15 protein-coding genes are annotated in these 15,340 nt (G+C 31.7%); all 15 read right to left on the bottom strand.

Features of this window, described 5'->3' with window-relative positions; all coding sequences use genetic code 11:
- Positions 1-34: 34 nt before the first annotated feature.
- The 15 genes from E8M05_RS04835 to E8M05_RS04765 all read right to left on the bottom strand — a co-directional run bounded on the left by E8M05_RS04835 (position 35) and on the right by E8M05_RS04765 (position 15,336).
- On the bottom strand, positions 35-856 hold the full coding sequence (locus E8M05_RS04835) for an HAD-IIA family hydrolase (protein ID WP_003064504.1): 822 nt from the start codon (positions 854-856) through the stop codon (positions 35-37).
- 14 nt (positions 857-870) lie between these two features.
- Positions 871-1,581, bottom strand: a complete 711-nt coding sequence (locus tag E8M05_RS04830) for a phosphocholine cytidylyltransferase family protein (protein ID WP_003064502.1) — start codon at positions 1,579-1,581, stop codon at positions 871-873.
- A 1-nt stretch (position 1,582) separates the two neighbouring features.
- On the bottom strand, positions 1,583-2,611 hold the full coding sequence (locus E8M05_RS04825; RefSeq protein ID WP_003064500.1) for an iron-containing alcohol dehydrogenase family protein: 1,029 nt from the start codon (positions 2,609-2,611) through the stop codon (positions 1,583-1,585).
- Positions 2,612-2,670: 59 nt separating this feature from the next.
- Entirely contained in the window at positions 2,671-3,696 is a 1,026-nt protein-coding gene (locus E8M05_RS04820; RefSeq protein WP_003064498.1) for a DUF6625 family protein, read from the bottom strand.
- Position 3,697: 1 nt separating this feature from the next.
- Positions 3,698-5,167 carry a flippase gene (locus E8M05_RS04815; protein WP_041973970.1) on the bottom strand — a complete coding sequence of 490 codons (1,470 nt, stop codon included), beginning with the start codon at positions 5,165-5,167 and terminating at the stop codon, positions 3,698-3,700.
- Entirely contained in the window at positions 5,168-6,085 is a 918-nt protein-coding gene (locus E8M05_RS04810) for a capsular polysaccharide synthesis protein (RefSeq protein WP_041973967.1), read from the bottom strand.
- 15 nt (positions 6,086-6,100) lie between these two features.
- Positions 6,101-7,243: a CDP-glycerol--poly(glycerophosphate) glycerophosphotransferase gene (locus tag E8M05_RS04805; RefSeq protein ID WP_003064493.1), complete on the bottom strand. Its 1,143-nt coding sequence runs from the start codon at positions 7,241-7,243 to the stop codon at positions 6,101-6,103.
- 15 nt (positions 7,244-7,258) lie between these two features.
- Entirely contained in the window at positions 7,259-8,434 is a 1,176-nt protein-coding gene (locus tag E8M05_RS04800; RefSeq protein ID WP_003064491.1) for a hypothetical protein, read from the bottom strand.
- The gene (locus tag E8M05_RS04795) at positions 8,427-9,500 is read right to left on the bottom strand and encodes a glycosyltransferase (protein WP_003064489.1); all 1,074 of its coding nucleotides are present in this window, start codon (positions 9,498-9,500) and stop codon (positions 8,427-8,429) included. Before E8M05_RS04795 ends, E8M05_RS04800 begins: the two co-directional genes overlap by 8 nt.
- 13 nt (positions 9,501-9,513) lie before the next feature.
- On the bottom strand, positions 9,514-11,433 hold the full coding sequence (locus E8M05_RS04790) for an HAD family hydrolase (RefSeq protein ID WP_136596414.1): 1,920 nt from the start codon (positions 11,431-11,433) through the stop codon (positions 9,514-9,516).
- Positions 11,420-11,941, bottom strand: a complete 522-nt coding sequence (locus E8M05_RS04785) for a glycosyltransferase (protein WP_003064485.1) — start codon at positions 11,939-11,941, stop codon at positions 11,420-11,422. Before E8M05_RS04785 ends, E8M05_RS04790 begins: the two co-directional genes overlap by 14 nt.
- A 9-nt stretch (positions 11,942-11,950) precedes the next feature.
- Positions 11,951-12,400, bottom strand: a complete 450-nt coding sequence (gene pssD, locus E8M05_RS04780) for a PssD/Cps14F family polysaccharide biosynthesis glycosyltransferase (RefSeq protein ID WP_003064483.1) — start codon at positions 12,398-12,400, stop codon at positions 11,951-11,953.
- Between the two features lie 79 nt (positions 12,401-12,479).
- Entirely contained in the window at positions 12,480-13,856 is a 1,377-nt protein-coding gene (locus E8M05_RS04775) for a sugar transferase (RefSeq protein ID WP_003064481.1), read from the bottom strand.
- A 38-nt stretch (positions 13,857-13,894) separates the two neighbouring features.
- The gene (locus E8M05_RS04770) at positions 13,895-14,635 is read right to left on the bottom strand and encodes a tyrosine-protein kinase (protein WP_003064479.1); all 741 of its coding nucleotides are present in this window, start codon (positions 14,633-14,635) and stop codon (positions 13,895-13,897) included.
- 14 nt (positions 14,636-14,649) lie between these two features.
- Complete coding sequence (locus tag E8M05_RS04765; protein WP_003064477.1) at positions 14,650-15,336, bottom strand: Wzz/FepE/Etk N-terminal domain-containing protein; 687 nt, start codon at positions 15,334-15,336, stop codon at positions 14,650-14,652.
- Positions 15,337-15,340 lie beyond the last annotated feature (4 nt).

The following is a 15,340-nucleotide window of genomic DNA, read 5'->3' as shown; positions in this document are numbered from 1 at the left end:
GAGAGTTTTTATATCCTGATATGAGATTATCGTCTTAAGGCTCTTCTTTTAGTGTTTTATACAGTTCTAAAACGCTAGTTAGGGTATATGTTGGTTTGATATCAGATTCCTGAATAGAGGCTATATTAGCCTCTCCAGTTAAGACGCATAGGGTTGATACACCAGCATTGTTTCCACAAGCAATATCTGTATACAATCTATCACCAATAACTAAGGTATCTTCTGCTGTGAACCCACTATTTTGGAGAGCTAACTTAACCATGGTATCTTTGGGTTTACCAATATAGGTTGCTTTTTGATTTGTAATATTTTCTAGAATCTGGCAGATAGAACCACAATCGGGAATAAATCCAAATGATGTTGGACAAGATAAGTCTGGATTAGTGGCGATAAATGGTACTTTTTTAGTAAAGAGGAGTTGGCAAGCATTAGCCCACTTTTCATAAGTCAATTCTTTATCAAATCCAACTAATAGTAGTTCAGCTTGATCATGTGATGTTAACATAATGCCTGAACGTTGTAATTCCCCTAAAAATGATTGTGTTCCTAATGCGTACACTTTTTTATTAGGATAGTTTTGTTGGAGATAAAGAATCGTTGCCTGTGAAGCTGTTAGAAAATGACCATCATCAGTAGAAATTCCTAGTTGCTCTAATTTACCAATATAGTCCTTAACAGAACTTGATGAATTATTAGTGATAAACATATATTTACCACCCCTAGTATCAATATAATCTAATAATTCGAGTGTTCCTTGATAAACATGCGAATCTTCATAGATTGTACCATCCATGTCAAATAGGAATAATTTTTTATTCAACAGATCGTGTAAATCTTTACCAAAGATATCCTTCATAACTTTTCCTTTCTTTATAAGTCAGCGAAAAGTTTTTCTGCTGCAGCTAAATCATCGTGATTGTCAATTTCTAACCAGCGACCTTGTAGAGGGCATGCTTTAAACGGAACGGTTGCTAGAATCGCGTTTAAAGCAACTTCACTCCATAGTTTTAATTCACCTTTTGTCTCAATGTAATCTTGACAAACTTTGAAAAACTCTTGTCCAGCTTCTTTTGAAAACTTATAGACATCAATAGAAGCTCCCAAGGCTTCCTCTTGGGAAATTGTTTTTGAAATAGCAATTAAGCGGCCTTGTTGCTCAACAACTTTCATTGATTCTTCCATATAATTACCAATATCAGTCACAATTGCATTTTGATAGTTGCATTCTAGTAAATATTTAATCACCGATGCGTCATAAAAAACATCCGCATTCATCATCAAAAATTCACTATCTGACATCACATCTTTAGCCAGATAGGCCGAATACATATTGTTAGTTGTTTCGTAATTAGCACTATGGATAAGTGTGATATTTGGATACTTTTCTAGGACTCTTTCTTTTAGTAATTGACCTAAATAACCTGATACGATAGTAATATCAGTAATCCCATTTTCATATAGGTTTTCAATTTGTTTAAACAAAATAGGTTGACCATTAACTGGAACCATTGACTTAGGACAAGTATCAGTAATTGGAGCCAATCTTGATCCCAAACCAGCTGCTAAAATTAAAGCTTTCATATTATAATTCCTCCACTAATTCATGATATAAGTGTTTTAATCTTTCTTCATTTAAATCGATATCATCAAGATAAGTGTATCGACCTTTTCGCATTGAAGAAGCATATTGCATGCATTTAATAAAAACATTTTCTGTAATTCCAAGATGAATAGGATTAACATTAACATCAAATTTTTTTAAATATGCCAAAACATCATCATAAGGCTCATTAATTAATTTCAACATCGATATTGTTCCCAAAGCTACTTGAATACCATGTAAATTTTTAGTATCACTGTAGAAATCTAAAGCGTGTGAAAAACAGTGTTCTGAGCCACTAACAGGTCTACTAGTACCAGCAAAATCCATAGCAATACCTGACAAAACTAAAGAGTTAACTAAAACCTCAATAAACTCTGGGCATATAGTCTGGTGAGAAGTGTTCATTAAAACATCCAAAGAATTTTTTGACATCAGATAAGCATAGGTATTCATAGAGTCTTTTCCTTTGCTAACCGCAAAATCCCAATCCTTCAATGCCATTTTGTTAGAAATGGTGTCACCAATCCCTGCTTTGATATTTTGCAAAGGTCCAGCAGCAATAATTTCAGTATCAATAATAGTCATAGTTGGTATTTTAGCTCCTAGACTCTTAGGTAGATCATCTTCTCTCTTTAAAACAGCTATAGGAGATACTAATCCATCATTAGAAGCTGTTGTTGGTATAGATAAATATGGAGTTTTAGAGATATATGATGCGTATTTGCAAACATCTAAGGTTGTTCCACCACCCAGTCCAATAATACAATCAATATCTGTAGCAATACAACGTTCAGCAATGCTCATAGCATAAGAGATTGTATTATGCTCTACAATTTCAACTTTTACTTTACCTTTATTTGTAAGTTGTTGTTTAACTAAGTCACCATATAATTTATCGACGATAGGATCAGCTACGTATAAAAATTTACCAAAAAAATTATTATGTTCTAAGGTAGTCTCAATAGTATTAATGAGGCCCTTACCTATCTTAAGATAATTACTTTTCATTTTCTTTTTCTTTCTTTAATGAGATTCGAGCTATTTTTGTTAAATAGATTAATATATTGCTAATTACTAGCTTTTAAAAAATAGTATAATTTAATAATTTCTCTACCTAGAGTTGTCGTTGTTAATAATTTTCTTACCTTTAATTTCCAATGTTTTTTAGAAAATTGTTCCTCTTCAGCAAGTTCTTTTTCCTTACTATGAAAAGAATTTGCTAATTTAATATTTTCCTTTGTTATTTCTTTGCTATCATCATTGTAGAAACCATGATTAGTAATCCATATGCGCTTATTAAATTGAAAATCCTGCTGAACCATATTTTTACGACGTTGAAGATGGATATAGGGATAGTCAATAGTTGCTATCTCATGATTATCATCTATATAGACTTTTATTACTTTACCATTCTCCCAATAAAAAGCTTGGTAGTCATAATTTTTAGTTAGTGAATTAGTTTCAGCGGCATGACAAAATCGTTCTTTTCGAAAATCAATATCAGCACATACATTTTCTGTGAAAGATGATATTTTATTTTTAGCAATAATTTTATTCATTCCTTGAGTTTCATCAAATCCCCAGTTTATAGGAGACTGAAAGACTGAACGATAACCACCACAAATATCTCCTTGTTTCATAAATAGTTGATTAATCGATTCATTATTACGGTAAAGAGTTAGATGGCCACGATTCAAAAATACATCATATTGGCTGTAGTGATAATCTTCTAAGATTTTTTGTAAATTTCCCCAAATTAAATCAAAATCACAATGTCCCCAGTAATCATAACCGATTAAAATATCTGCAAATATCAATCCATAGGCGGGTCTAAAATCACATAATTTATATGGTCGCTTAACTTTGACTTTGAGATTAATTTTTTCTTGAATCCTTGCCTCAATTTCTGATAAGGCCATCGGAACATAAAAAACATTATCTGGTAATTGAGTTTTACCGTTGATTTCACCTATGATGTAAAAATCAATTTTGTCATTAAAACTAGCACTTTTTAGCCAAAAATCAAAATAATCTGGATTATGATTGCCATACCATATTCCTACTATAGCAATCTTATTCTTTCTATTATTCATATTATCTCCTTTTTACATTTTTTAGATATTTATATACTATATTGCCTAATAGTCCAGTAATAATTTTCGTTTGGCTTAACTTTTCTAAAATCAAAGTAAAAATAACGAAAGATAGGAAGCCAGATAAAATTTCTAATAAAATTTTAACGGTGTAAAAATTAATAGACATGGCATGTACTAGTTGTACTGTTAATAACATAAACATTCCTGCTAATAAATAGGGCCATAATGTTAATAATTGTTTCACTAATGGGAGATCTTTTCTCACTAAATACAATTGGATCAGACTCATTTCGATTTCAGCAACAGTTGTAGCAATAATAGCTCCCATCGCTCCATATTGTGGAATCAAAATACTATTAACAATAGCATTAGTTACCACCCCAGCTACAAAAACCCAAGTATACTCCTTATCTCGTCCTGTTGGAAGCAAGAATTGATTTCTAATAACTTCACCAATAGTCCAAATAGGTATACTAATGGATAAGCCTATGAGCATAGGAGAACAAGTTGCGAACGATTTCCCCCAAAACCACGGAGCAAAATCTTGAGCAATTGCTGATATTCCAAACATAAATGAAAGTGCCATGATCATCGAAACCGTAAAAGAATAGGTTATTTTTTGCTTGGCGATTTCTTTTTGATTACTTGCATAAAGATTAGCAATACTTGGACACAAGACAGTTCCTAAAGCTGTTATAATATTTCTAGGAATTAAGGCTTTGCTGGCACAGTCATAGTAACCGACATGCGTTTCGTTATAGAACCAACCAATCATGATTTTATCCATAGATTGGTAAATAACAGAAGCTAATGCAGGGATCATCAATAATAACATCGGTCGATAGATGGTCATACAGACTTTAATTTCTGGTTTAATAAATGTGACAAATTTACGAGAATATAGTAATGATATTAATTTACTAATTGTTGCTGATAGAGCCATCAATGTGATATAAACCATCAAATCATCAGGACTTTTAATTAATAATATAATTAAGGCAAAAGCAATTAATTTAGTCATACCATCTCGTATAGCAATTGGTTTAATATTTTCTAAACCAATATATAAAAAAGAATTATCAATTAGATTATTAAAGATTAAAATTCCTTGAATCAGTAAAAACTTCTTATCAGATGTTTGGTAGAAACAAAATACTGAAAAGATAAATAAGGAAAGGACAACTAAGGCATTGATAATATGAGTAAAAAAGATATTAGAATAGGTCTGATTTAATTGTTTCTGATTATCACGAACTTTAGCGATTTCTCTCAATCCATATCGATAAAAGCCTAATTCAGCAATAACAACAAAAAGGCTAACAATAGAATAAGTATATGAATAGATCCCTAGAGCCTCAGCCCCTAACCGTCTTGATAGTAAAGGAGAAGTTACTAAAGGTAACAATAACTCCAACATTTTATATAAAGACAGATAAATAAAATTTAATTTAACACTCTTAAGTTTCATTTACTCTCCCTTTAATAAATGATCATATAGACTATTTTTAGGATAATGCTCACATAATTTCCAACTTAATTTATGGACTTCTGAACTATCTGTTATCATACTCCAAAGATTAGAAGAATATTCTTTAGATAATGAAAAATACATGACATGAGGATTCATGTTACATAGGTAGGGCATATTATCAAAAATTGTTTTAAATTTTTGATCTGTTTCATACAGAGCTGTTATCATAAGATGGAGAATAAAGTTATTGATAGGTCTATCATGTAACTCCCAATAATAAAATAAAGCATCTCTAATTTGATGAATAGCATAATTATTGCTCTCTTTGACAGAGATAAACCAACTAGAAATTTTAGTTATTGAATACTCTAACTGAGAAGCTTGGTAAAAAAAGAGATCTGAAGATAAAATAGTTTCACGGATATAATCAGTTAAAAGAACAGTTGAATCTATCCAAATTCCACCATATGTTACTAATAATTCCAATCGAATCAAGTCTGAATAAACAGCTACTGGGATTTTTTTAGCTTTATATTTATCATTAATGTAGTCTGGTAATTGAATATAATTAGTCAGATTATCCTCACTTAAGAGAATGACCTCATAGTCACCAGCATACATTTTGAGGCTATCGTAACATTTTTGTACAACAGGAGGCATGTTGTTTTCACCTTGCAACCATAATACCCAAATAATTTTTGGGGAAAGGTTTTGTTGGATTGGCACAATATCGTAGGCATGTTTTTGCTTAGCATATGATTTTAATTTTTTAACACATTTTTTTTGCCACAATAAGGTTCTGTAGCGACTATCTTTTATATCAAAAATAGGAAATGTCGAGCAAAAAAGTTTATATAATCCATTTTTCATACCTAAGATTTGAAAATATTGTTGTAATTTTTTAGAGTGCTTCAAAAATATCACCTCCAATTATATACTTGTGTGTTGAACGATATAGTCAACAATACTTTCAGTAGCATGACCAGTTTCAAAACTAGTCATGGTTTGATGATGTTTCCGTATAGCATTGATATATTGTTCTTGGTTATAATTTGCAATATGATTCATCAACTCAGAGTTAGTAGTGGCATAAGAAAATCCCCATTCTTCAATTGGATAGTAGAAACCACGTTCACAATTTTGATAATGTTCTAAGTCAGGAACATATAAAAAAATCGGTTTATTAGTCAATGAGAAGTCCCACATACATGATGAATAATCTGTTATTAAAACATCTGCAGCACATAACAACTCCTGCATATCATTAACATTAGAAACATCCACACAGTTCTCAGTAGCAAAATCAGATAATTTATTATCTGCTATGGTAGCTAGATGCCCCCTTATCCAAATTACCCACTCTCCACCAAATTTTTCTTCTAAGGCACTGATTAAAGACTTCATATTTAACTTTTCACTCATAACATTATCACCTTCTCTAAAGGTTGGAGCATATAAAATAATTTTTTTATGAAGATCCTTAGTGTATTTGTTTTTATAAAAAGTAGTCATTTCTGGAGTTAAATTGACAAGTATATCATTTCTAGGTAAACCATACTCCATAATTGAACCATTATATAAAAAAGATTCTCTATACATTAATTCAGAATTAGCCTTAGATGCAGATAAAAATAGATTGGAGATGTTATAGTAATCCATAGTCGATAGATTTTCATTAACTAAAGTTGAAGCTCTTCCTACCTTTTTGTAGACACCTCCACCATGCCAGGTATTAATGACTAATTGGTTAGGACGAGCTTTTAGTAGTATCCACTCTTCTGCATTATTAATACGAACTTTAGCTCTCACTGTCTTAATAATGTATTTAATAGATTTATATTTTACAACCTCTATTTCAGGCGGAATTTGACCAATAAACTGCTCCGGATGCTTAAAAGCCCAAACAATCTTATAGTCAGGATAATGTTTAATTAGATATTCTGTAATATACTTTGGACTGCAACTATAAGCATCACCATGAAAAGAAACAATTGAAATTAATTTTTTATCTACTGGTAGTAAATATACTATATTAATTAATAGTCTCAAAAGATTGATAACAAACTGTTTCATAAAAAACTCCCTTTACTACCTAAATTTTAATACTATACGTTTTTTACTAGCTAACTCTCGTTGACTTGGCGAACTATTACCTATTGTCAAGTAAAAGATAATCCAGAAAAAGGTTATGTCATAGAAGTGAGAGGTTAGTAGCTCTACAAGTACAGCAGAAACAAAATAGACATTAAAGATACGATTATCAGCCATTCTATATAGACAAATGACAAAAACAGCAACTGCAATAATTCCCATTTCCATATAAAACATTGGCAAATCCATTTCAATAGAGCGTGCCTGTATATTGGCAGAACCAAAACCATAGCTAGTAAAATGGTATTGTAAGTTTTGTAAGAGCCATCCTCTCCCCATAGTAAACTGGTTCATGTCCATCCCAATATACTTCTCTAAAAAGTTATCCAAATAGCCTTCCATAACGAGCATATAGAACCAAGTACCTAAGATAAAAGCTATGCTTAGTAAACGAGCTACCCAAACTGGTATTTTACGATTATCATTAATAAAACTATTAACTACTAAAGTGAAAAACACAATAACAATCATAAAGCGTTTAAATGTAAAAAAAACAAAGAGCACAGATAATAAAATTGGCCAGATTCTTTTATTATTGTAAGTAAAGTAGAAAAAGAGAGCAAAGGCTGACGGTGAAAAGAAAGTTGATTCAAATGGTGAATACGAATCTAAAAAATTGACACTTGCAATATTTTCAACTGTAAAATTTTGAATACCAATGGTAAATATGTAAAAGATGATCGATAAAATCAAATAAAATTGCATGATATCATAGATTTGACGCTGACTTAAAGTGTTAAGCATGATATAGGCAATAAATACTGGTAAAAACAATTTGACTAAACCTAAGACTGTTTCGATATAAAAACCTTGATTTTTAACGATAAAATAGATGGATAAGGCAGCAAAGGTAACACAGATTTTTAAATTATCAGATAATTGTTCTTTTAGTAAAATTCTTTCTTTATTTTGCTTCCTAATAGAAAAAAATTGAATGAAAGAAACTCCTAATAAAATCATCAATATGATATTCTTTAAATGAGGGAGATTAGCTCCTACTTCTCGCACATAATTATCTAATGTTTCTACAGAAAATAATAAAAATACCAAAATGATATTTAATTGATTGTAAAATGAATGTTTACGTGTTTTATTTTTCTCTCTATCAACCATATATGCTCCTTAATTGATTGATACAGCCTTCCATGTCAAAACCAGCTTCTTTTGTTTTTGAAGCATATAGCTGTCTGTTTTCATTTGATTTAAAATTAGTTAATTGTTTAAACCATTGTTCTGTCGATAAGGGTAAGTAAGTACACAAATCTCCACTGATACTAGCATCGCTTGTAATCTTATCTGAGATCAGACATGGAAGTCCTGCTGTTTGTGCTTCAATTAAAATGAGTGGTAGCCCCTCCCATTTCGAAGGCATGACCAAGGCATCAAAAGCCTGTAAACAAGCTGGAATGTCATCTCGATAAGGAAAGATTTTGACTTCATTTTGTAAATTGTTTTGCTTGATTAAGCTTTTTAAGTGTTCTTCCTTATCCCCTTGTCCGATAATCATCAATTTAACTTTTCTTTGTGATTTTAGTTCCTTAATAAGTGGAATTAAAAATTCTTGGTTTTTCTGCTCAACTAAATTTCCAACGTTTCCTAATAATAGTGTTTCATCACTACAGTTAAATAATTGACGATAGCGTTGACGTTGAGAGTCATTATATTGATAGTTAGCTGCTTGGATCCCATTTTTTAAAATAGTGTAATTATTAGGACCAAAAATCCAATCACCAGCTTGTTGAGAACAAGCAATAGTTAAGGTATAAGATTGCTTAAACAATGGATTTAACAACATGTGTAGGAATTTATGAGAGCATAGACTATTGTGACAATGAGCGATTCTCGAAGGGATACCAAATTTTTTTGCTAATTGTAATTCGATAACCATAGTAGCGCTATTACCATGAACATGAATAATATCAAACTGTTTAGAAGCCATCAGTTGCTTCAATTCGTTATAATACTTTAATAATTGTTTTTTGCGATTGGCCATAGAGATAATCTGACAACCCAAAGATTCCAAATTATCAATAACCTGTTTTTCATGGAAGATAGTCGCAACTACTGTAAATTCATACTCTGTGTTAATATTTGAAATATAGTTAATCATATGACTTGTTATACCTCCGACACCTAAGCCGGAGGTATTGACAATTAATACCTGTTTTTTGTGAGTCATTATAAAAAACCTCTTATTTATATTTGGATAGATAATTGTAAATAGTTTGATAAGGAAGTTTAATCTTTAATAATCGCTTTAAAAAACCAATTTTCCAACGGCACATTAAAAAATCTTTTTTCAATTGTCTAATATGTAGCAAGTAGGTTAATAAATGCTGAGGTTTGGCAAGATAATTGATTTCTCCATCATCAAAAAATCGAAAGTCCGCAAATAATTTAATATCTTGTTTGTTAGGAAAAAGACCCGTTTGCTCCAGACCATAAAATAATTGATCTGCAGATATTTCAATTGATGGATTACCAAAACTTTTGACAAAATCCAAAGCTCCTCTTTGTAATTTTTTAATAGCTTGAAACTCCTCAGTTGGTTTTCCGTTTTCAAAATATTCATATGAAAATCTTTTTGCTTTTATCACACCATTATCATTAATATATTTTTCAACAGAACCATCTTGCTCTAAAAAAAGAGATTCAAATAAGCCGACAAAGGGCCTACGTTTATCAATTTCTGTTGTATTCTTGGAAAAATCAAACAAATAACCCTTTAAATTTAAAGAAGGAACTGCTTTTACATTTCGTTTATAATAATCAGCAATACCAATATAGTATCCTGTAATATTATTGCTTATTTTTAATGTATCCAAGGTTTCTTTTAAGTAGCGTTGCATGCCACCTGACCATCCAATATCTACAATTGCAAACTTTCCTTCGATATGATGCTGATCAAGGTATTTCACTAATAAGTCATACTCATTACGAGAGTTACTTTCAATATCTGCTGATAGTTCTTGATAAAACTCTGCGAATTTTTTATTATTGACCAATTCTTTACGATCAAAATAAGTCTCAAAAGAGTAGTTATACGTAGTCAATAAATCTGTGTAGTCATGCATATTTAAACCCAGACCATCAAACACTGAGGATAAGGATATCATCTTAGAGGGAGATATCATATCAATAACATGATCAAGAGAATAATTTTTCCATAAAATCGGAACCCTTAAAGCCCTTCTAGATACTTCTAAATAATGGGTTTCAATGTCATCAAAAAGCATATCAAAGGCTTGTTTCATGATTAAACCATCTCGTGAAAAAAAATAAACCTTTTGAATATTTTCATTTAGTAACGATTCATGCAGCCATTTAGAAAATCCCCATAAAAACATTCCAAATTTTTCATAGCCAAATCTATAATAAGAATCCGCAGTGCTAGGTATAGAATTATTAATAAAACTATTGATAATATTAATCTCAATAGCATCACCGGATAGTCGATAGTGTGATTTCTTAATAGTAGTTGGTAAATGCTTTGCGGCTATTCCTTTTTTTCTAGGTATATTGTAGTCTGAATGAAATGAATCTCCAATATGGATGATATCTGCACGATTAATACATAAATCTTCAATGATTAAATCAAAAATTTTACCATTGCTTTTTGTAACACCAACAGTTGATGATAAATATAATTTATGATAGCCAGTAATGCCCTCTCGATTTAAAATATCTACAATAAATGTCTCAGGTAGATACATGTCTGATGTTAGAATGACTGTTTTATTTTTTACTGCTTCTTGGAAAACCAAAAACATATCTTGATTTAAAGTTAACAGTTCTGATTCTGCCTGCAGTTCTACCTTTGAATAATCTATTCCATACTGATTATAGATGTCCACCAATGAAATTTCTGAATCAAATGACTGGCTTCGAGCTATTCTCTCAGCTTCAATTCTTTTTTGCTTAAAATTTTCTATGCCAAATTTTTGTTCTATATAAGCAAATACATCTGTCGGTTTTGCAACATTACGCTTTAGCAAGGTATCAAAAATATCAAAAGATACTACCTTATAATCTTGGAAAGATAAGATAAATTTTTGTGAATCAATAGGCTTTCCAGTATTTAGTGTATGTTTTATCTTATTAACTATCTTCATCATTCACCTCGTCTCTATACCAACCTTGAATTTCTTGAGTAAATTTAGCCATAAATTGGTGATTATTATTAAAGGCATCTCTGTTTTTAGTTTCAGCAATAGTATTAAAGTTCAAAAGGACTTCTTTTAATTGCTTGATATCTTCAATAAGAATGATATTGTTAAATTTACGTTCAACGGCAGAAGAGAATTCTAGCTGGTGGTTATTGACGTGTTCGTTAAATTTTTTAAATCTCGGAACAACGATAGGTACTTTTTTTCTAGTAACGACAGGTAGGAATGAAGCTGGTGCTCCATGAGTAATGACAATATCTGCTTTTTCGATGAAGTCAGTCATTTCCTGAGGAGAAATGAATTTTTTCCACTCACAATTTTTAGGAAAATAGGTAGCGTAGCCAATTTGCATAAAGACCTCTTGCTGAATGACTCCCTCTTCAACAAACTCATCAATAGCCTTGATAAGACGATCAAAGGGTTGTTCATGAGTCCCGACGGTAAGAAAAATCATAAAACCTCCTTAGAAAATACTTCCGATACAAATAGCCTTAGGATAGACCTTGGTCATCTCCTCCCATTGGACAAAAAACTTATCCGTCACGGGGTAAACTAATTTACCTGTAAGCGTTGGTTTATCAATCCTATCAAAAACTTCAATATATACTGTTTTAGCTCCGAATAATTTACCAATATAAAAGAAAGGGACAGCAACAGCAGCACCCGATGAAATGATAATATCGGGCTTTTCTTTTTTGAGAATTTTCCAAGCCAAGAAAGTATTTTTACAAAGGTTAATCAAATTTCTATTAGTAGGAAAGAAACAGTGAAAAATTTTTTCGTCTTTTAGGAGTTGATTAGCATCGTCTTTATCAAAAGTGACCCAAAATCGGTCTTGATTCTTCCAAAAATCCTGTAATAAATATAAATGTGTCAAGTGTCCACCACTTGAACCAACTAAACAAATTTTCATAAAATATTCCTTATGTTAACCTTTTTACCAAAAATATCCTAATCATCTGAGTTTTTACCTAAATTTAGAATATAGTCCATTACCTACTACCTTTTTTAGATAATACAACTCCAAATGTTTTCGCAATAATCTTAATATCTTCACTAATGCTCCAATTTTGGATATACTTCATATCAAGTGCCACTACTTCTTCAAAGTCAGTAATGTCACTACGACCGCTAACTTGCCATAAGCCAGTAATTCCTGGTTTGGTTGTTAAACGTTTGAAATGATGTAACTCATAGTGATGATATTCGTCAAGCGTTGGTGGACGCGTGCCCACAACAGACATTTCACCTTTTAGAACATTGATAAATTGTGGTAACTCATCAATGGACCAATTCCGCAACTTGTGCCCAAATGGAAAAATACGAGGGTCATCTTCCATTTTAAACATCAAGTTTGTATCCAAATCATTTTTCGCTAGTAATTCTTTTTTGCGTTCTTCAGCATCGGTGTACATGCTTCTAAATTTGTAAATTTCAAAAACCTTACCGTTTTTACCAACACGTTTTTGTTTAAAAATTAGTGGTCCTGGTGATTGTTTCTTGACTATCGGTGCAATAATAATAGCTACAATCCCAGTAATCACTAAGCCAACTAAAGCCATTGCAATATCCATAAGACGTTTTAAAGCAACCTGACGGAATTTTACAATATTGAATGCTGTCGTTATGAAGGTCATATCACTAATCTTTTTTAGAACACTATTTCCAACATAGAAGTCTGAATAATTCCCAACAGCTACTGTCGTTGGAATTCCTAACAATTTTAAGCAATGTGCAAATTCTATAAAATCATCTTGATGATTTTTAGCGACAAATATCTCATCAACTTGGTGAGTTGCCACGAAGTCCCTAATTTCTTTAGTACTTTTTAAAATCGGTTGTGAAATTTTTGGATTATCACGACGACTGATATAAGCAGCTATATGGTAATTGGAATTATTAAGTTCTTTAATGACTTCTTTACCATTCGTAAAATCCGTGACAAACAATACCTGTTTAATATCCGTTGTATAACTTGTGAAAAAATTCTTAACTAAAATACGTCCAATGAAGACCAAAAGACTTACTAAAATAAAAATTTGCCCTAAGAAGAAATAAGACATCTGTGAAATGTCATGGATAAAACGAATTTTTCCAAGTATCAGTACAAAAGTAAATAAAACTAAAACTTTCATACCATAAATCACAGATGCTTTCAATTCTTTTAAATAACCACGATTAGTGATTGTAGAGTACTCATCACTCAAAATACTGACAATCACGATTAAAATTCCAAAAACAACTGCAAAGAACTTACTATCGAAAAGATGATAAGGATAAAATTGTGCTAAGATGAAATAACTTACCACTAAAGCTATAATATCCGACGAAAGGTAGTATACTTTCTTTTTCGAATCTTCGCTATACATATAACTTCCTGTTTCCTATTCTAAGGTAAAGATATCAATTATTTTTTTCGTTTAACTCTACCAGTTTTGGTTTTTTCTTTACCTTTTCCGTAATTACCATAAGCACCATAACCGCCATAACTACCATATGCCCCATAATTATCTAAGTGAATATCATATTTATTTAAAATAACACCAAGGAAAATAGAGCCACTTTGTTCTAGTTGTTCTTTTAGTTTCGTAATGGTACGGCGTTTATCAACTCCTGCTTTTGCCACAACTAGACTAGCATCTGAGTAATGCGCTAAAATAGCTGCATCAATAACCAAGCCAAGAGGGGGTGTATCAATAATCACATAATCGTAAAGACCACGCACGGTTTCAATCATTGCCTTAAAATTATCGTTTTGAATCAATGATGTGGGGTTTGGTGGGACTTGCCCAGAAGGAATAATCATTAAATTATCAATTGTTGTATCACAAATAACATCTGACAGTTCTGCATTTCCAGACAAGAAACTTGTCAAGCCTTGATAACGTTCATTAGACTTAAATGTACCTGACATAACTGAATTGCGTGTATCCGCATCAATCAAAAGAGTGCGAAAACCTGCACGCGCAAATGAGATAGCAAGATTAACCGATGTGGTCGATTTGCCTTCACCTGCCTGAGCAGACGTTAGCGTAATCACTTTTAAATCACGTCCACTAAACTGAACATTGGTACGGATAGAATTGTAATATTCTTCCATAGATTTAACCATTTGAGCTTTAGATCTCACTAATTCTAATTGTGGCATTACAATCTTTCTCCTTACATTTTATCAATATCTGGTACAACTCCTAGAAGAGTCATACCAAGCACTTCTTCGATATCTTCTGGACGACGAACACGATCATCAAGCACTTCAACTACAAGAATAACAATAACAGCTAGAGCCCCACCAACAAGCATCCCTAAAGCAAGATTTTTCTTAACGTTTGGAGATGAAGGATGTTTAGGCGTAGCTGCAGCTTCTAAGGTTGTCACGTCATCTACTTTTGTAACAGCTTTAATCTTTTCAGCAGCAATTTCACGGACAGCGTTAGCAATATCAGCGGCTTCTTGGGCATCCGTATCTTCCACAGAAATTGAAATAACACGTGTATCTGTTGGGATATCAACTGTAATCATATCTGACAACTCACTGGTTGAAAGAGCCAGTTTTTGTTGATCAATGACAGAAGATAACACCTCACTTGACGTGATCACTTCTTTGTAATCGTTAACAAGATAAGAACCAGCTTGTAAATCTTGACTGGTAATATTATCAGCAGTTTTGCTAACAACATAAATACGAGTTGTTGACGTGTACTTAGGCTTTATCAGAAAAATACTACCAAGTAAAGCAACTGTTCCTACAACTAAAGCAATGAAAATGATAAAAAATTTCTTACTCCAAAGTTTTCTTAGCAAGTAGAATACATCAATCTCAATACTCGCCTGATCATTTGAATTCATATTA

Origin of the sequence: Streptococcus pasteurianus, from assembly GCF_004843545.1 — a bacterium.
Taxonomy (GTDB): domain Bacteria; phylum Bacillota; class Bacilli; order Lactobacillales; family Streptococcaceae; genus Streptococcus; species Streptococcus pasteurianus.
The sequence above is the reverse complement of the archived record's forward strand: the minus strand, read 5'-3'. Positions and strand labels throughout refer to the sequence as shown.